Genomic DNA, 18,502 nt, shown 5'->3' with positions numbered 1-18,502 from the left:
AGATATGCATATAGCCATAGTAGGAAATATAGGTGCGGGAAAAACAACATTGACAAAATTGTTGGCACATCATCTGAATTATGAACCTCAGTTTGAAGCGGTAGACAACAACCCTTATTTGGAAGACTTCTACAGCGATATGAAGCGTTGGGCATTCAACCTTCAAATATTCTTTTTAAATAGTCGATTCAGACATATCGTTGAATTACAAAATAAAGGTATAAAAATGATCCAGGATCGTACCATTTATGAAGATGCTTACATCTTCGCAGAAAACCTGTACGATATGGGACTGATGAGTGCACGTGACTTTGAAAATTACAGCAATATTTTCCAAAGCATCATACATTATATAAAACCACCCGATCTCTTAATTTATTTGAAAGCGTCTGTGCCTACTTTAGTAAATAACATCCAACTTAGAGGAAGAGATTACGAATCAGGCATTCGCTTGGATTACCTATCCAAATTAAATGACAAATACGACAAGTGGATAGGCAGCTATGACGAGGGTAAATTGTTAGTACTGGATAAAGATAATTTAGACTTTGCTAATAATCCAGAAGATCTGGGAACTATCATTCGAAAAATCGAAACGGAACTGTTTGGGCTTTTTTAATTTTTCACTTATAACTTTTGACGTTGATGAAACCGAGATGGCAATAATACTGACACACAAGACAATGATTATTGCCATCGAGTTCTCATCAGCCATTAAAACAAAAAAATAAATAGATGAAAATAATAGGAATAATTCCCGCTCGATATGACTCCTCTCGCTTTCCAGGTAAGCCCTTGGCGGATGTTGGAGGAATATCAATGATCCAACGGGTATACAATCAGGCAAAACATGCGTCCGTTCTTAGCGAAGTAATAGTAGCTACAGACGATCAACGCATCTATGATGATATTAAAAGCGCCGCTGGTAATGTCGTTATGACCAGAAAGGATCATCAGTCAGGGACTGATCGCTGTGCTGAAGTAATCACATCACTTCAGGGTTTTGATATCGCTATCAACATTCAGGGCGATGAACCTTTTATTGACCCTCAGCAAATCAACCTATTAGCCTCTTGCTTTGAAAATCCGACAACACAAATTGCTACCTTAGTACATAAGGTATCTTCGAATGAAGAACTACTAAATGAAAATAAACCAAAAGTGGTGTTGAACAAAAATGGAGAGGCTATTTATTTTTCCAGACAAGCCATCCCGTTTTTAAGAGGTACAAAAATCGAAGACTGGTTGACTAAGAGACCTTTTTACAATCATATAGGCATCTATGGTTACCGAACAGAAGTTCTGAAAGAGATCAGTGCATTACCTATATCCGATCTAGAGCAAATGGAAGCTTTGGAGCAGTTGCGTTGGTTGGATAATGGATATAAAATTCAGACCGCGGTATCTGCACATACTAATGATGCCATAGATACACCTGAAGATCTAAAGTATATAGTAGACAAATACTTTAACAGTTAAGGGTTCATAACAAAATGTCTACCGTTAACTTAAATGGCCTGTATAGTGAATGGGCTGCAGATCAGTCAAAAGCATGCTGAGGTCTTGATTTCTCAGCTTTTCCAGATCGCGGTAGGCAAGCCAAAGTTCCTTCATCTGGTTTGCTGTACGTATTCCTACCACCGCACTGGCAACTACATCATGTTGTAATACGTATGCTAGCGCAATAGCTTGTTTAGATACCTCTAGTTGTCGGCCTAGTTTTCCGACACTACCGTTTAATAATTCAATTTCCCCAAGTTCATATCCGAGATAAGGTTTAGCTTTTTTATCCAATAAAAGACCTTGAGCCAAACTCCCCCTGGATATTATACTCGTATTATGCGCTTCAAATATTTCAAAATATCGTTCTGGTCTCCGATCTAACAAACTATACTGCATCATATTGGAAACAATATTTGACTTGTTGAGATACTGCGTAAAGACATTGGGACGTATGGACGAAATTCCATAGTATTTTATTTTCCCTGCTTCGACTAATAGTTCAAATGCTTCAACGACTTCATCTATAGGATCCTCTTTAGTGCCGCCATGTAGCTGATAGACATCGATATAATCTGTTTTAAGCCGTTGGAGGGATTTGTCCACCATACGTAGGATATAATCTTTGCGCGGATTCCAATCCCATCCCGATCCATCGGAACGCCATTCATTTCCTACTTTAGTCGCCAACACCACCCGATCCCTGAATGTGTTAACAGCTTTCCCGATTAACTCTTCATTAAGACCATTCTCGTACAGATCTGCTGTGTCAAAATAATTTATTCCATGATCAAAAGCTTCAGCAATAAGGTCAATATTTGCTTTGGAAGCACCGCCTTCTAAAGACATGTTTCCAAAGCCTATTTCTGAAATTTTTAGATCTGACTGTCCTAAATTATTATACTGCATTCTTTGCTTTGATTTCCAGAAGTTCGACTTCAAATATTAACGTACTAAAAGCCGGTATTTCACCAGCTCCACGTTCGCCATATCCTAAGTTATATGGAATGTAAAACTTATATTTCGAACCGACTTTCATCAACGGTATGCCAATCTTCCATCCTTCGATCACACGGTCGAGTTCTAAATTAACAGGTGCGCCTCGGTCGTAAGAACTATCAAATTGTTTGCCATCAATCAATGAGCCTTTATAATGCACAACGACTTCATCTTCAACAGTAGCCTGCGCGCCTTCTCCTTGTACCAAAACTTCATATTGTACACCTTCGGGTGTTACCTTTATACCGGGGTGGGCTTTATTTTTTGCTAAAAAATTTTCACCCGGTTGTCTCAAGACGGCATTACGTTCATCCATTAACTTTTTAACGACCCCCTGTATGATCTGCGAATTCTTTTCGTCACTGAATAAACCATCTTGCTGTGCCAACGAAGAAGAAATAGCATGACTAAGCACCTGGATATCTATATCAAAACCAGCATTTTTTAGTGAAGCGCCAATGTCTCTTCCGAGCGCATACGACAATGAATCTTTAGGTGTCACAAGGCTTTGGGCCTGAGTCGCGGAAACAGCTAGGGAACTTATAAAAATCAGGTTCAAAAATTTGTTCATATATTTATTGATGTTTATTGATAATTTGTTCAACGATCTGTAGTGTATTATCGCGATAATCCACCTGTACAGTAGATTTACTATTAAGCCAAAGCGCTATATCGTATTCGTATTTCTTTTTTAAACTTTTAATCACAGGTACCCCCATTTCTTCCAATGCTGCAGAATTCAGATGCTGTTCGTATTGGTTTTTCATAGGAATAACCAGCAATTTTTTTCCAAGATACAAAGCTTCTGCCGGAGTTTCAAAACCAGCACCACACAATACGCCTTCCGCAGAAGCCATACTTTTCACAAAAGCCTCGCTATTAATAGGATTGATGGAAATATTTTTATAGTGCATCGGTCTCATATTGTGCTTCGAAAACACTTCCCATTTTATATTTTGGAACTTCGAAAGATGTTTCAGGATATGGGCGTCATCGTAGGAAGGCAGGTATACCGTATAATGCCCTTCATTTGTCGGCTCCAACATTCGAATAGGTTTACGGATAACAGGCGTAAAAATATCTTGGTGATAACTTTTGAAATGAAAACCATATGAGTGTGTGCATGGAGCATAGTTTTTCATGATAAACTTTCCCATCATATCACTTTCTTCGGGTTTCGGACTGTTTTTATGCATGGCTCCGATCTGATGGCTCAATCCAATACAGGGTATGTCGCGCGTATGGCATGCCCAGGCGGTAATGGGTTCGAAATCATTGATAACCAAGTCGTACTTTTCTACCGGAATAGAATTTATTTCTTGGATGAATTTACGCACAGTAGAACTCATAAAAGTTTTCCAAATGTCTACCCCACCGGACTTACCAAAAATAAAACTCATGCCATGGAGGCGATATTTGATCTCAAAAGGAAGACAAATATCTGCTTGAATACCGCTGATAAGCACGTCCACCTCACCAAATTTTTGAAGACAAGGTATAACATCCATTGCCCGACATAAATGTCCGTTTCCCGTACCTTGAATCGCATAAAGTATCTTCATATGGTTCAATATATTCGTCCGAAAGTAAGCATTTTTTTATAATGATTCTGTTAAAACCTGTTTAAATAAAATTTACTTAACTTTAAGTTTACAATCAATTGATTATGATCATTAAAAACTAATCATATATGAAATTTATGGCGACGGTACTTTTCGGTTTAACTCTCTTTCTACTACTTACATCGTGGGGATTCTATGCGCATAAACAAATAAATGAGAATGCGGCATATACATTGCCAGCTTCGTTAGCCCAATTTTACAAAAAGCATGTTAAAACCATTACCGAAAAAGCAGTAGATGCCGATAAGCGTTGCTATATCGATACCTTAGAAGGACCTCGGCACTACATCGATCTAGATCGATACGACGATGGCACAGATTCTATTCCTATCCATTGGAGCAAAGCTGTAGCAAAATTTACCGAACGCCAATTGCTCGCGAATGGGGTGGTCCCTTGGCAGATATGGCGAACTTATCAAAATCTAGTAAATGCCTTTAAAGAACGTGATAATAACCGCATCATCCGATTCAGTGCCGATCTAGGGCATTATGTAGCAGATGCACATGTTCCTTTGCATACGACCAGCAATTACAATGGTCAGTTTTCAGATCAAATAGGAATCCATGCATTTTGGGAAACAAGGCTACCTGAAATGTTTAGTCATGAATATGATTATTTTGTAGGTGTTGCTACTTACATCGAGGATCCTTTACAGTTAGGTTGGCAGATTATAAAGGAAAGTAACGCACTAGTCGATTCTGTCTTAAATATCGAAAAAGAACTCTCAAAAACCACCAAGGAAGCCGAACAAAAAAGTTATATCACACGCAATAATCAACTGACATTAAACTATTCAGATACCTATGCCACCTCTTACCATCGGGCTTTAAATGGTATGGTAGAGAGAAGATTCAGATCCTCAATCTATTATGTAGGATCGTTGTGGTACTCAGCCTGGATCGATGCCGGTCAACCTAATCTTGCTCTTAAGGCCGGTTCGACAGAAATTGTAGAAGAAAACATTGAATATTCTGATAAGAAAATATTAGGCCGAGAAGAGTGGCACTAAGAAAAGTGTGTAGCAAAAAAAAGAGCGATTGTTCGCTCTTTTTTTGTGCTTTTAAATAAAATAACTACGACAATTGTTTATCTAGTTTTTCTACCAATACAGATTTAGGCACAGCACCGATTTGCTTATCCACAATCTCACCATTTTTGAAAAACAATAATGCAGGGATATTTCTGATACCGAAGCGAACGGAAATATCTGGATTATTATCCACATTAACTTTTCCTACTACTGCTTTGCCTTCGTATTCATTTGAAATCTCGTCAACCAATGGTCCCACCATACGACATGGTCCACACCATTCTGCCCAAAAATCAATTAATACGGGTTTATCTGATTTTAACACAACTTCTTCAAAGTTGCTATCTGTAATTTCTAATGCCATAATATACTATCTTTTAAAATTGATCAAATTTATAATACAAATATAAATAAATCCATACAAATGAATTCTAATCGCGGTGTAATAATAATCTATAGCTTATCAATTTAATCTATAATTGACACCTTCCATTTCTTCCAAACCGTCCAATAGTTCGTTAGTAATATGGATTTTTGTTGTTTTAGCGGGCATTTCCACCACGAATTCGTCTTGGATATCCATTACCTTAAACTTCAACGCGCAGTTGGCAGGATTGGTTTCGTCGATAGTCGACTGTACCAAATTGTTGATCTCGTTTACCATCTCATTATTCAATTTATGCAATGCGATCTGAATCGTAAAGCTCTTCGCCAGCTTGTCGCGGAGATCAGATAATAATTGAATCCCCTTTAGCTCGAACCCCCAATTCCCAACCTGCTTAAAGCGTTCCTGAACCAAGCCTCTAATCTGTACAAAATAGCCTTCCTGTAGGTAACCTTTAAATTTGACGTAGTCTTCTCCAAAGACAGCAATTTCATAGGAATCGTAATAATCTTCAAGAATAAAAGAACCAAATGGTTTGCCAGATTTGGCCACTTTGTGGGCCGCACTGGCAATAATACCACCAATGATAACTTCTTTATTCTTGATCCGGTTGAAATCTAATAACACCTCTTGTTCCACTTCAGAGGCTTTTACTTTATTGATCAACTGTAAATCAGTCACGTTATTCTGACAGAAGTGTTTAATTTCAAACTTATAATTATCCAGTGGATGGCTGGTTAAATAAATTCCGATAACATCTTTCTCATATTTCAGTTTTTCGATCAATCCCCATTGCGGACAAGACGTCAAAATAGGCTCCGGCAAGTCGGCTGCCGCTCCTCCGCCAAACAAACTGGCCTGAGCCGACTGCTCATTTTCTTTGAAACGTTGACCAAATTTCACTGCTTTCTCTATACCCGTCGAACCATCTCCATCCCTAAAGAAATATTGTGCACGGTGGGTATCGGTAAACCCATCAAATCCACCTCCATAGGCTAGACTCTCGAACGCTTTTTTATTCGCCGCACGAAGATCAATCCGTTTGGCAAAATCAAAGATCGATTTGTACGGACTTGTCGCCCTAGTCTGTACAATGGTATCTACTGCACCCGCTCCCACACCTTTTACGGCACCTATTCCAAATCGTATCGCACCCTGCTCATTTACGGTAAATTTGTAGTGAGATTCATTTACATCAGGCCCCAGTACCTGTAATCCCATCCGTTTACATTCTTCCATAAAAAATGTAACCTGTTTGATATCGTTCATATTATTTGAAAGCACCGCTGCCATATATTCCGCAGGATAATGTGCTTTTAGATACGCAGTTTGATAAGCGACCCACGCATAGCAGGTAGAGTGCGACTTATTGAAAGCATACGAAGCAAAGGCTTCCCAGTCTGTCCAGATCTTTTCAAGAATCTTTGGGCTATGCCCCCTCTCCGCCGCTTGCTCAACGAATTTAGGTTTCATCTTATCCAACACCGCTTTTTGCTTCTTACCCATCGCCTTACGCAACACATCGGCATCACCTTTTGAAAAGCCTGCTAGTTTTTGAGACAAAAGCATGACCTGTTCCTGATATACTGTAATACCGTATGATTCTTTCAAGTATTCTTCACATGCGTCCAAATCATAGATGATAGGTTCTATTCCGTGCTTTCGCTTAATGAAAGATGGGATATATTCAATAGGTCCGGGACGATATAGCGCATTCATAGCGATCAAATCCGCAAATACCGTAGGCTTTAATTCCTTCATGTACTTTTGCATGCCGGGAGATTCGTATTGGAATACGCCTATTGTCTCACCTCTTTGAAACAACTCATACGTTAAGACGTCATCTATAGGAAATTCATCTGGATTTAACTCTACACCATGTCGTAGTTTAACATTTGCAACCGTATCTTTGATTAGGGTCAATGTCTTCAGTCCTAAAAAGTCCATTTTCAACAGCCCCGCACTTTCTACGACAGAGTTATCAAATTGGGTGACATATAAGTCCGAATCTTTAGCAAGCGATACAGGCACGAAATTGGTAATATCGCTCGGCGTAATAATCACACCACAGGCATGGATCCCTGTGTTTCGCATAGAGCCTTCCAACACCCGAGCCTGTTTGATAGTTTCAGCTTCAAGCCCAGCTCCTTCAGCAAGCGACTTGAGCTTGTTCACGGCTTCCAGTTCATCCGAGCGCAACACCTCCTTTAATGCTTTTTCCTCGAGAGAGAAGATTTTACTCAATTTGAGATTGGGAATAAGCTTGGCTATTTCGTTGGAATCCTGTAAAGGCAGATCCAGCACACGCGCGGTGTCTTTAATGGAAGATTTAGCGGCCATGGTGCCGTACGTAATGATCTGTGCCACCTGAGATGCACCGTATTTATCAATCACATACTGCATTACTTTTCCTCGACCCTCATCATCAAAGTCAATATCGATATCGGGCATGGATACACGATCTGGATTTAAAAACCGCTCAAAAAGTAAATCATATTGAATAGGATCCAGATTGGTGATCCCTAAACAATAAGCTACTGCAGAGCCTGCAGCCGATCCACGCCCCGGCCCAACCGATACACCCATACTTCTAGCGGCGGCGATAAAATCCTGTACAATTAGAAAATATCCAGGATATCCAGTACGTTCTATTGTTGCCAGCTCAAAGTCTAATCTTTCCCGAATTTCCTCGGTAATTTCTGCATATCGTTTTTCAGCACCGACATACGTTAGATGCTTTAAAAAAGCATTCTCCCCTCGCTTCCCACCATCTTCATTATCCTCAGCGTGTTGAAATTCTTCGGGGATCTCAAACTTAGGGAGCAAGACATCGCGATTCAGTGCATAAATTTCAATTTTTGACAGTACATCCTGCAGATTAAGAATCGCTTCAGGTAAATCTAAAAAGGCCTTTTTCATTTCATCCGGAGATTTGAAATAGTACTCTTGATTAGGCATTCCAAAACGAAATCCACGACCCCGTCCTACTGGAGTAGTCAGTTTTTCACCATCCTTCACACATAGCAAAATATCATGAGCGTGCGCATCGGCTTTATTTAAATAATATGTATTGTTGGTCGCGACCAGTTTTACGTCATGTTTTCTGGCGAGCTGAATTAAAGATTGGTTTACCCTATCTTCATCTTCTTGCCCATGCCGCATAACTTCCATATAAAAATCTTTACCAAATAAGTTCTTCCACCAAATCAATGCCTCTTCTGCCTGATTTTCACCTATATTAAGAATTTTATTGGGAACTTCTCCCTGCAAATTTCCAGATAATACAATGATGTCTTCTTTATATCGTTCCACAGTCTCTCTGTCAATACGCGGCACGTAATAGAAGCCTTCTGTATACGCTACGGAAGCCATTTTGGCTAAGTTATGATAGCCATTCTTATTCTTCGCTAGCATAACAATTTGGTAGCCATTATCTTTACGCGACTTATCCTTTCGATTTTCGCAGACATAAAACTCGCATCCTACTATTGGCTTTATGATCTGTTCGGTTGGTTGCTTCCCCGCTTCGATCAGCTCTTGATTTCTGGCTTCAACCTCTTTATTATGACCAATCACTTTACTTACAAAATGGAAAGCCCCCATCATATTTCCGTGATCAGTCAGTGCTACAGCAGGCATATTATACTTTGCTGCAGCTGACACCAATCCGCCAATTGAGATCGTAGATTGTAACACAGAGAATTGAGAATGATTATGTAAGTGTGCAAATACCGCGTCTTTTAGAGCTTCCGCTGCTTCACGATCTACAACATGAGTAACATCTTCTTTCTTTTTACTTCTTATTGCGTCAGAAGCCGCTTTGAGATTGATATGCTGTAACCCAACAGTCGGGATTACATCTGGATTTTCTCTTCGGAATTCAATAAAATATCCTGTATCGACTTGAAGCTCTTCAGTTTTGAACACTTCCCGGCGTACAAGCTCAAAAAAACAGCGTGTAGTCGCTTCCACATCGGCAGTCGCGTTATGTGCTTCAGCAAATGGCACTCCAAATAAATACGAATGGAGTTCGGTTAGGTTAGGTAATTTATATCTTCCACCACGACCTCCCGGAAGTTGAAGCAACTCAGCAGTAACTTCTGTACAGGTATCCAATATTGGCTTCTCATTCAATGTAGTTTGCACACCATAACGATAATATTCTGATCCCATAATATTGAGATCGAAACCGATATTCTGACCCACTACAAATTTGGCTTTTGCCAAAGCTATATTGAATTTATCCAATACCTCCACCAACGGCACCCCTTGTTCTACAGCCAATTCTGTAGAAATACCGTGAATTTTTTCCGAATCATAAGGTATATTGAACCCATCGGGCTTAATCAGATAATCCTGATGTTCGATCAGATTACCCATTTCATCATGTAGTTGCCAAGCTATTTGAATACAGCGAGGCCAATTATCCGTATCTGTAATCGGCGCGTCCCAGCGTTTTGGTAGCCCTGTTGTTTCAGTATCAAATATTATATACATGCATTCCTTCTTTTAAAACACAAATTTAATGAATATAATCAAGTCGTTTTCCACATTCTTACCACAATCTGTCATGACGTTGGTAATGCCAATTATATTCATTAATTTAGAACAACTAAATAAAAATTATGAATGCATGTATAAATCTCGGAAGCCAAGAAATTGTATTATTACTCGTGTTGGGAATCGTGTGGATTATTCCCTTTGCACTGATCATCTATACGTTAATAGATCTTTTCAAAAGGGATTTCACGAATAAATCAACAGAGCGAATTTTAATTATATTTCTAATCGCTTTCGTCCCGATATTAGGATCATTAATCTACTTATTTGGACTTAGAAAAGAGTACCCGTTAAAATAACTAAGCAGCAACATATTGAAAACATGTTGCTGCTTAGTTATTAAATATTAAGAATTTTTCTTCCGACGTCTAGTCCAGAATAACTACCTCTACTCTTCTATTCTGTTGTCTCCCTTCTGGGGTTTTATTGTCACCTACTGGCTTGGTTTGTCCCAGGCCTTTAATTGAAATACGTGAAGCAGAAACACCTGAATCTTCTAAAAACTGCTTCACAGAGGTTGCTCTTTTTTCGGACAGCCATTGGTTATATCCCGCTTCACCTGTTGCGTCAGTATGTCCGTCCACCCTTATTTTTTTCTTAGTGTCTTCTTTTAAGATTTTAGCCAGTTTACTGATTTCGACTTTCGCTTTATCCGTCAAGTACGAAGAATTGGATGGAAACAATAAGTCAGAGGATAAGGTAAACTTAATTCCCTCATCTATACGTGCCGCATCGTCGAATTCCGATTTCACATTTTTCAAACCATCATCAGTACCATCTTTTGAAATAACTGCTCCTGGCAATGCCGTTATTTTTTGTTGTTTACAGCTCGTAAAACCTAAAGCCAAGGCTGCAACAGACAATAAAAATACTTTCTTCATATACATTAGATCATTAATCCGCATAAAGATAAATGAATCTTTTAAATTATTCATTAACCGATTCAAGATTTTCGGCAAATAAACTTTCCCGTACCACTTTTAATTCAGGAATCTGCGCGTATAATTTCCAGATTAAACCCGAACGATAATTTTCTAGCGCAATGGTCAACGTAGATTGATTAACAGCCAGATATTCGTCCGAAACGTCATCGTTGCGTAGATCCAACCATGATCTAAATCCATATTCTGTAAACAGCACATTCCCGTATTGGTGATAGAGAGCTAAGACCGCTTGCAATCCGATCTCTCTATCCACAAAAATAGATGAAGGTGCAATAGAAGGATTTATACGGTAATTACCTATACTATCGCGATGCTGATAAAATCCCCAGATGTCGCTATCCGTCGACCCGACCCCCATTTCATTATCACGCCGTTTTACAAAATGGACATATGAATTCAACACTTCTTTAAAGTCAAGAACCGTATCCATCACAAGTTCGGGAGATAACGTCAAAAAAGGCTTATACAGTTCCATCAAGCTTCGATTATATTCCCCCAGTTTGAGTGGACTACCATACAAAAGCGTATCCTTCAAAATTGATGTTTGAATAAATGTATCTGTTAAAGTTACCAATTTTTGGCTTTCCGGCAACAAGAGGGTATCCAAAGCTAGACTATCCGCATATATATCCACCTCACCCTCTTCTATCTGATCAGGTTCGTAAGGACTATAACTGTGATACACCGCGTTGTAATAGCTTGTCAATGGCAGTGGAAATTTAGGAGCGGCCATCGCCAAAAAATAAGTATTGATCGATTCATTAATTCCATGCAGTGTAGGGTGAAACGGTATATTTAGATCTCCAGCCGCTGGCAACGAAAGTCGCAATATATCATTAGTCCCTTCCAACGTGAGCTCTTGCCAATTAATGCTTTCATAAAGTTTAGTAATCCGTTTTCTCAAATCCAATTCTTCCACCGAATCGCCTGAAAAATATTCCCGTGCAATCAACAGTGCCTCCAGTATATTGGAAGTGGCCGACACATCATATTGAGGACTATCATTTCGATATTCGGGAACTCCCCCCCTGCCGTTAAAATAGGAAGGGAATATGCCCTTGTTGTTTTGAGCTTTCAACAGGAAATAGACAATTTTTGATATTCGTCCGTACACAGCTTGCCTCGAAATAAACTTCCGTTCAGCACCAATCAATAGTGAAATAATAGCTCCGCTGGTTTCGTTGGTAGATACGATGGCTTTGTCTTTCATCCGAAAAGGCATATACATGCCGCTATTTACATCATAGTTTTCAATAAAATAATTGACATGTGCCAATTGGATCAAATCCAACAATTGGGCCTCTTCCAATTCTTTAGTTGTAATTTCCTTTACCGCGGAGAATGGTGATTCTTGATAATTGTAATCAACCCAAGCAATTTTGTAGTAGTATTTTCTGCCCAAAATCGGCACCATATCCAAACAAGATTGCATTTGAACCGGACGTATTCCGATTGGCTTAAAATTTTCTCCATCTTCCGACCGATAAATTTTAATGTAATGGATGCTCGGCGTCAAAGGCAATTGCCATTTTAAATGCACTTGTTTGTCGTAAGGAACCGCATCAGTGAGAATTGCCGGTGAAGACAGTTTTACCTGTGGGTAATTCTTTGCCAGAAATTCGATCTGATCAATAAAAATATGCTGTAAGCGATTCGAACTGCGGTGTTGTTGAAACCCGATAGCCCCAATAGGTTCGTTAAAGTTAATATCCCTAATCGCACTTATCGGAATCTTCACCTGAATCCATTTGTTCACTTCATAATCCGTGATAAACTTTTCGAGCGAAAATGATATGGAGGTACTATTGGGTTGTTTTACATATAGTTTTGGTAAATCATCCAATTCTGTGTCTGCACTTTTCACAAAAATTCGAATGCTTAAGAAATCATCTTTATCAAACTTATAGTGATATTTTTGGCGACTGTATCTAATTTCAGCATTCCAATTCCCCTCTTCTGCCGAAATATATTTCAACGACAAGGCATTACCAGGTGTAAAAAAGAGGGTATCGGATACCAACAAATGATGGTTCACGTTTTCCACCCAACTCTTTCCGCCGTAATTTACCGTACTTTTTGCATAAACACCCTTTACCAAACTATTGTCAAAAATGACTTCAGGATAGGTATCTGCCACAAGTAACGTGGGTACAAACACAATAAACGAAAATAACAATTTAAAAATCTTCATATGATCAAAATGGTTCAATGGCAAAAATAGACAAAAACGAGACCAAATCCGCTTCCAAATGACATAATAGTGTAGAGATTAAAAATTAATTTACACAGATTGAGCATTTTATACTGCCACAACAGAAAATAAATTGCAATAATTTTAGAATTTAATTTTTCTCCCTATATTTGCAGCACGTCAAGCGAAAGTAGCTCAGTTGGTAGAGCACAACCTTGCCAAGGTTGGGGTCGCGAGTTCGAATCTCGTCTTTCGCTCAGTTGCCTAGGTGGTGGAACTGGTAGACACGCAGGACTTAAAATCCTGTTCCCGTTAAGGGAGTGCGGGTTCGATTCCCGCCCTAGGTACTTGGAAGTGAAACGGTTACATTAAAAAAATGTAACCGTTTTTTATTTACATATCCATACGCATTGAAAGACTCATAGTCCTCTAATTCTTTTTAAAAAAATCGACCGTATAGTTCACAGCCTTAGCCCAGTCATCAGGATGGTTTCCAAACCCATGATCTGTATCCATCAAAGTATAAACGCTGCTCGTGCCATAAGACCGCAACTGATTATGATAGTTTTCAGCATCTTTTACCGTGTTGAAATAAGGTTCGAACCGAAGATCTTTATCGTTGGTCTTTGCCATCACCGTAATATTTGGTTTGGCGGGCTTATTATTAGTCGAAACCCAATTGGGGGATATGGCCATTAATGCCAAGGCAGTACCTTGATTTACTTCTGCACCGCTCATTCTATACAATAATTCTTTAACAGCTGGCCAATATTCATGATCGGGAGGGTTGTTGTAGAGCTCTTCGGATAATGTGACGTTAGCAAGACCTGCAAAATTGCCCGATGCCCGTACATCTTGATTTTTTGTCCCCTGCACATATAACATCGCTAATGTTCCGCCAGCGCTATGTCCTGCCATATACATTCTGGAAGTGCCAGAGCCCCAATCTGTTGCTACCACTATATATTTATTTACAGCTAACGCGATATCGTCAACCTGATCAATTACTTTTATCACAGAGGGTTGGTGCAGGGGTGGATTTTGGTCAAGTCCAGTTGCATTGACCAAGCGGTGACTTAGATTAACGGCAATAAAGCCCTTGGCCATGAACAATTTGGCCACATTCATAAAATCTTCTTTAGTCCCCGCAATGAAGCCACCACCATGTATCAGAAAAACTACCGAAGTACTTTGATTGAATCCTTCCGGAAAATAAATATCCATTTTTTGCAGTGGGTCACTCCCATACGCAATATCTATTTCCTGTTTCGCTAATTGATACACCTTTTCGGGTTCGACATCATCTTTTGAACAGCTGACAAAGTATAGAGAAGTGATCAATAATAAACCGAATATTTTCTTCATCTCACAGTATTTAAAGTAAATACAACAAAAATAAGTCCAAAAGAATCTACTCTCTTTATTATTCTTGTTCGAGTTTTTCTCATTTCTATCGTAACAAACCCCCATTCTGTCGAAAAAATTGTGTTTTGTTAATGGTTTAAATCAACTTTGATATAACCAAAAACGAAAACGATGAAAACAACAGAAATCAATGCATTTGAAAATTTGGATTTTGAAGTGCAAACTATTTGCTCGGTAGATGCTCCGATGTATGAAGACGCTGATTATGGTAATCTAATGACTACGATAACTATTTCTTCTTCGGTACTTGTCTAGGTAAACCCTTGATTCAAAAGAGGGTCTTGTTATTTCACCAAGATCCTCTTTGAATAATTTAAACAGATGACACACGCGTCTACTTTACAACAAAATATGATTCAAACACTTAAATGCTTTCTTATCGAAGATGAACCGCTGGCTATCCGGCAACTGGAGTCTTTCATTGGAACCCGGAAGACTTTGGAGTTGGTAGATATAGTTGATGATGTTGAAAATGTTGCAGAGTTCCTTCCCAAACTTATACATTCCGATATCTTATTTCTAGATATCCAGGTAAAAGGTGGAAATATCAATACCCTAGCATCTTATATAGCTCCCCTACCTCACCTAGTCGTTATTTCTGCACTTCCACCAGAACACTATCCGGAGTTCATTAAAAACCGGCATCATTTCGTTCTTCAAAAACCGATTACACCGGTCAGATTCAATACTTGTATAACAAACATCCTAAAACACACCGTTGAAACCAATAGTACGCTAACGTGATGACCAACTTCTCAAACTTCGATTTCTATTTGCTACGATCACCAAAACTTTCGCTCGGAAAGATTTCGGAATTGTTGAGCCTCAGATCAATGGAGGAACTCGATATATATTTCAGACAGCTATATATAGAAAGAGATGTCAAAGAAGCGCTATTACTTGCCAGTCCTGAATTCTACGCAGAGGTAGAGAAATGGCTAACGGGGCAGCAAGTCGTTACAGAAAAACTCCTTAAAACGCTCTACAAATATACCGTACGCATGGGGACACGCTGTACCCCATATGGTCTTTTTGCGGGAATAAGTATGGGTAAAGTCGTTGAAGAAATAAATGAAAAAACGAGTATGTATAGGACTAATCGCCATTCGGCGAAATTCCGTTTGGATATGCAGTGCCTGACAACTTTGACACTATTGATTTCGACTGATCCTGTAATTAAAACGCATTTGATCTATTTTAAAAACAACACCGTTTACCGTCAAGGTGACTTCTATAAATTCTACCAACACAAATCTGGCGCTTATAGCGTCACGAATTACCTAAGTGCGGCCCGTTCAACAGCAGCATTAGATTATCTCTTAACGGCTATTGAAAATGGCGCAAATTACAGCGAACTGGTTCAAAAACTATGTGAGAAAGGAGCTTCCCAAAAACAGGCTTTTACTTTCATTGACCAAATAATAGAAAGTCAGTTACTGGTTTCAGAACTGCAGCCAAATGTGACTGGTGAGGATTTTTTCGACCGGTTGATTAAAAAGATAATCTTAGTGGATCACGAACAGCGTTATACACCAACATTGAAACGTATCGATTACTTATTGAAATCAAATCGTCCCCTTCTTGAACGGCAACAGGAAATCGAGTTACTTTTAAGTCGAAAATTTCCCAAGATTCATTTCAAACACTTATTGCAGGGTGATAAGCTAATCGATATGCATAAAAACACACTTGGAAAAATGAATATGGAAAAATTGATTCAACAGCTACAGCAACTACTTCCGTTGTCAATTGAAGAGATTCAGCATGATCTGGAGCAATTTAAGAAAGATTTTTCGAGAAGATATGAGGGACGCATGGTGTCTCTTCTTGAGGTTCTTGATCCCGATACTGGCATCGGCTATGGGAATAGCTCTACTACCTACCGGCAGCAGGACGATCTGCTCCATGACATCGACATCCGTCGAATGCATATCGAAAAAAGTAGAGAAGACAGCTCGTATCTAGAAATCATATTGCAGAAATACCTAGAATCTGTCGAACATAAAAACTTAGAAATTTCCTTGCAAGAGTCCGATCTACAAGCGTTTCAAAAGATAAAAAACAAAGAGCAATCCATCCCTTCTACTTTCTATGCTATAGGAAACCTGTTAGAAGATATGGAGGGAAATGGCACCCTGAGATTTCATTTAGCGGGTTGCGGAGGTTCATCGGCTGGCAACCTTATCTCTCGATTTGGTTGCCTAGATAGCACCCTTCAGAACAAACTGAAAGAAATTGGCAGAACCGAACAAGCGAATTATCCCTATGCTATTCTCGCCGAAATTATCCATCTTCCAGAAGCCAGGACAGGTAATATTTTACAACGCCCCACTATACACCAAGCCGAAATAGGACTACTGGCACAATGCAGCCCAAATATTTCTTCCATCAAAACAAGCGACCTTTATCTTTTTGTAAAAAACAACAGACTGGTATTATGGTCAAAGCAATTACAGAACGAGATTATCCCTCGTCTCACATCAGCACACAATTATCATAGGGGAATAAATCTCTACCGTTTCCTGGGTGATCTTCAATCTCAACAAAACCGATTGAACGTCAAATGGGAATGGGGAAACCTGCGAAAACAACCTTTCCTTCCACGTGTGCGCTATAAGGATATCATCCTTAGCCGAGCGCGTTGGTATATCCCCAAATTACGCGATAAATTATCCGCTACACAGGAAGAAGAAGCGATCATGGATATACTCCAAAAAGCATATCAACTTCCTAAGCAAGCTGTATTAACAGAGGGAGACAATGAACTACTTCTGGACTTTTCGCATCTCCTATCAATAAAATTATTTTTGGAAAAACTATCAAAAGGAGATATCGTCCTTCAGGAATTTCTGTTTTCAGACTATCGATCTCCGGTATATGATGGCAAACAGAATACCTATGCAAATGAGTTAATCATACCATTACACGCAGATGATCAGCATAACACACGTACTATACCACCCATAACTAGCACGCTACGACGCACCTTCCCCCTTGGTACAGAATGGGTACATGTCAATATTTACTGCGGACCTCAATATGCCGACAAGCTTTTACAAGGGCCCATTCCACATTTGATCCAGCAATTAAAAGATAATCAGGTATTGAACAAATGGTTTTTTATCCGTTACAATCACCCCGAACACCATATTCGTCTACGGATTGAAGGAAATTCAGCGAATGATTTCGCGTCTATTATACAAATAATTCAAGAGAAGTTTTCGCCAATGCTTCGGGCGGAGCAGATTTCCAATATACAATTTGACACCTACGTTCGCGAAATCGAACGATATCACGCAGATTGTATGGAAATGAGCGAAGAACTTTTCTTTAGGGACAGTGAATACGTCATAGAAATACTGCAAGAACATCCGTTATCCGCAGATCGATGGCTCACTGGTATGTTGGGTATCGAGCAGATCTTGAATGAGGCCGGTTATTCGTTGGAGGAAAAACAAAATTTTTCTGAAAGGATGCGGATAGCTTTCGCAAAAGAATTTGGAAATCATAAAGCCAATGATAAAAAATTTAACGAAAAATTCAGAGAAAGAAAAAAGAATATCGAAACTGTTTTATTCAGTAAAGAAAACACCGATATATCAACAGCTCGCGGGACGGAACGGTCATTAATCATAAAGAAAATATTTAATTCCTTACAGTCCTCTTCGCTACAAGATCAAACTCTAGTTGATAAAAGTGACTCTTTGCTCTCGAGTTTTATCCACATGTTCATCAATAGATTATTCACCTATGATCAAAGGTTGCACGAATTCGCTACCTATCATTTACTGAGCAACTATTATCGTATGCAAGTGGGCAAACAGAAATCACTTTTATTGGTATAG

General features: G+C 39.1%; 15 protein-coding genes and 2 tRNA genes. 9 read left to right on the top strand and 8 right to left on the bottom strand.

Annotated elements, in window-relative coordinates; all coding sequences use genetic code 11:
- The first annotated feature begins 4 nt into the window (after positions 1-4).
- Together FAZ15_RS00730 and kdsB are read left to right on the top strand one after the other, a co-directional pair.
- Positions 5-619, top strand: coding sequence for a deoxynucleoside kinase (locus FAZ15_RS00730; RefSeq protein WP_136899157.1), 615 nt, complete (start codon positions 5-7; stop codon positions 617-619).
- A 116-nt stretch (positions 620-735) separates the two neighbouring features.
- Complete coding sequence (gene kdsB, locus FAZ15_RS00725) at positions 736-1,479, top strand: 3-deoxy-manno-octulosonate cytidylyltransferase (RefSeq protein ID WP_136899155.1); 744 nt, start codon at positions 736-738, stop codon at positions 1,477-1,479.
- 24 nt (positions 1,480-1,503) lie between these two features.
- On the opposite strand, the gene FAZ15_RS00720 is transcribed toward kdsB, so the two are convergent.
- The 3 genes from FAZ15_RS00720 to FAZ15_RS00710 are packed head-to-tail and all read right to left on the bottom strand — an operon-like array spanning position 1,504 to position 4,061.
- Positions 1,504-2,409, bottom strand: coding sequence for an aldo/keto reductase (locus FAZ15_RS00720; RefSeq protein ID WP_136899153.1), 906 nt, complete (start codon positions 2,407-2,409; stop codon positions 1,504-1,506).
- The gene (locus FAZ15_RS00715; protein WP_136899151.1) at positions 2,399-3,070 is read right to left on the bottom strand and encodes an FKBP-type peptidyl-prolyl cis-trans isomerase; all 672 of its coding nucleotides are present in this window, start codon (positions 3,068-3,070) and stop codon (positions 2,399-2,401) included. Before FAZ15_RS00715 ends, FAZ15_RS00720 begins: the two co-directional genes overlap by 11 nt.
- A gap of 4 nt (positions 3,071-3,074) precedes the next feature.
- Positions 3,075-4,061 carry a glycosyltransferase family protein gene (locus FAZ15_RS00710; protein WP_136899149.1) on the bottom strand — a complete coding sequence of 329 codons (987 nt, stop codon included), beginning with the start codon at positions 4,059-4,061 and terminating at the stop codon, positions 3,075-3,077.
- A gap of 128 nt (positions 4,062-4,189) precedes the next feature.
- Between FAZ15_RS00710 and FAZ15_RS00705 the strand changes: the two genes are divergently transcribed.
- On the top strand, positions 4,190-5,131 hold the full coding sequence (locus FAZ15_RS00705) for a zinc dependent phospholipase C family protein (protein WP_136899148.1): 942 nt from the start codon (positions 4,190-4,192) through the stop codon (positions 5,129-5,131).
- Between the two features lie 64 nt (positions 5,132-5,195).
- On the opposite strand, the gene trxA is transcribed toward FAZ15_RS00705, so the two are convergent.
- On the bottom strand, positions 5,196-5,516 hold the full coding sequence (trxA, locus tag FAZ15_RS00700; RefSeq protein WP_136899146.1) for a thioredoxin: 321 nt from the start codon (positions 5,514-5,516) through the stop codon (positions 5,196-5,198).
- Between the two features lie 99 nt (positions 5,517-5,615).
- Positions 5,616-10,034, bottom strand: coding sequence for a DNA polymerase III subunit alpha (dnaE, locus tag FAZ15_RS00695; protein ID WP_136899144.1), 4,419 nt, complete (start codon positions 10,032-10,034; stop codon positions 5,616-5,618).
- Positions 10,035-10,162: 128 nt separating this feature from the next.
- On the opposite strand from dnaE, the gene FAZ15_RS00690 reads away from it, so the two are divergent.
- Complete coding sequence (locus tag FAZ15_RS00690) at positions 10,163-10,396, top strand: PLDc N-terminal domain-containing protein (RefSeq protein WP_136899142.1); 234 nt, start codon at positions 10,163-10,165, stop codon at positions 10,394-10,396.
- A gap of 69 nt (positions 10,397-10,465) precedes the next feature.
- On the opposite strand, the gene FAZ15_RS00685 is transcribed toward FAZ15_RS00690, so the two are convergent.
- Positions 10,466-10,978, bottom strand: coding sequence for an OmpA family protein (locus tag FAZ15_RS00685; RefSeq protein WP_136899140.1), 513 nt, complete (start codon positions 10,976-10,978; stop codon positions 10,466-10,468).
- A 46-nt stretch (positions 10,979-11,024) separates the two neighbouring features.
- Entirely contained in the window at positions 11,025-13,232 is a 2,208-nt protein-coding gene (locus FAZ15_RS00680; RefSeq protein WP_136899139.1) for a glucoamylase family protein, read from the bottom strand.
- Between the two features lie 184 nt (positions 13,233-13,416).
- Between FAZ15_RS00680 and FAZ15_RS00675 the strand changes: the two genes are divergently transcribed.
- Both FAZ15_RS00675 and FAZ15_RS00670 read left to right on the top strand, forming a co-directional pair.
- Positions 13,417-13,489, top strand: a tRNA-Gly gene (locus FAZ15_RS00675).
- A 5-nt stretch (positions 13,490-13,494) separates the two neighbouring features.
- A tRNA-Leu gene (locus tag FAZ15_RS00670) sits at positions 13,495-13,579 on the top strand.
- 82 nt (positions 13,580-13,661) lie between these two features.
- Here the strand turns inward: FAZ15_RS00670 and FAZ15_RS00665 are convergent.
- Complete coding sequence (locus FAZ15_RS00665; RefSeq protein ID WP_162304840.1) at positions 13,662-14,597, bottom strand: alpha/beta hydrolase; 936 nt, start codon at positions 14,595-14,597, stop codon at positions 13,662-13,664.
- A 171-nt stretch (positions 14,598-14,768) separates the two neighbouring features.
- On the opposite strand from FAZ15_RS00665, the gene FAZ15_RS22390 reads away from it, so the two are divergent.
- From FAZ15_RS22390 to FAZ15_RS00655, 3 genes are all read left to right on the top strand, one after another.
- Positions 14,769-14,912: a hypothetical protein gene (locus FAZ15_RS22390; RefSeq protein ID WP_162304839.1), complete on the top strand. Its 144-nt coding sequence runs from the start codon at positions 14,769-14,771 to the stop codon at positions 14,910-14,912.
- 96 nt (positions 14,913-15,008) lie between these two features.
- Positions 15,009-15,401, top strand: a complete 393-nt coding sequence (locus tag FAZ15_RS00660) for a hypothetical protein (RefSeq protein ID WP_136899135.1) — start codon at positions 15,009-15,011, stop codon at positions 15,399-15,401.
- Positions 15,402-15,490: 89 nt separating this feature from the next.
- On the top strand, positions 15,491-18,502 hold the full coding sequence (locus FAZ15_RS00655; protein ID WP_162304838.1) for a lantibiotic dehydratase: 3,012 nt from the start codon (positions 15,491-15,493) through the stop codon (positions 18,500-18,502).

The organism is Sphingobacterium olei, from assembly GCF_005048855.1.
GTDB lineage: Bacteria > Bacteroidota > Bacteroidia > Sphingobacteriales > Sphingobacteriaceae > Sphingobacterium > Sphingobacterium olei.
Note: the sequence above shows the minus strand (reverse complement) of the source record. Positions and strands in the feature narration are given on the sequence as shown.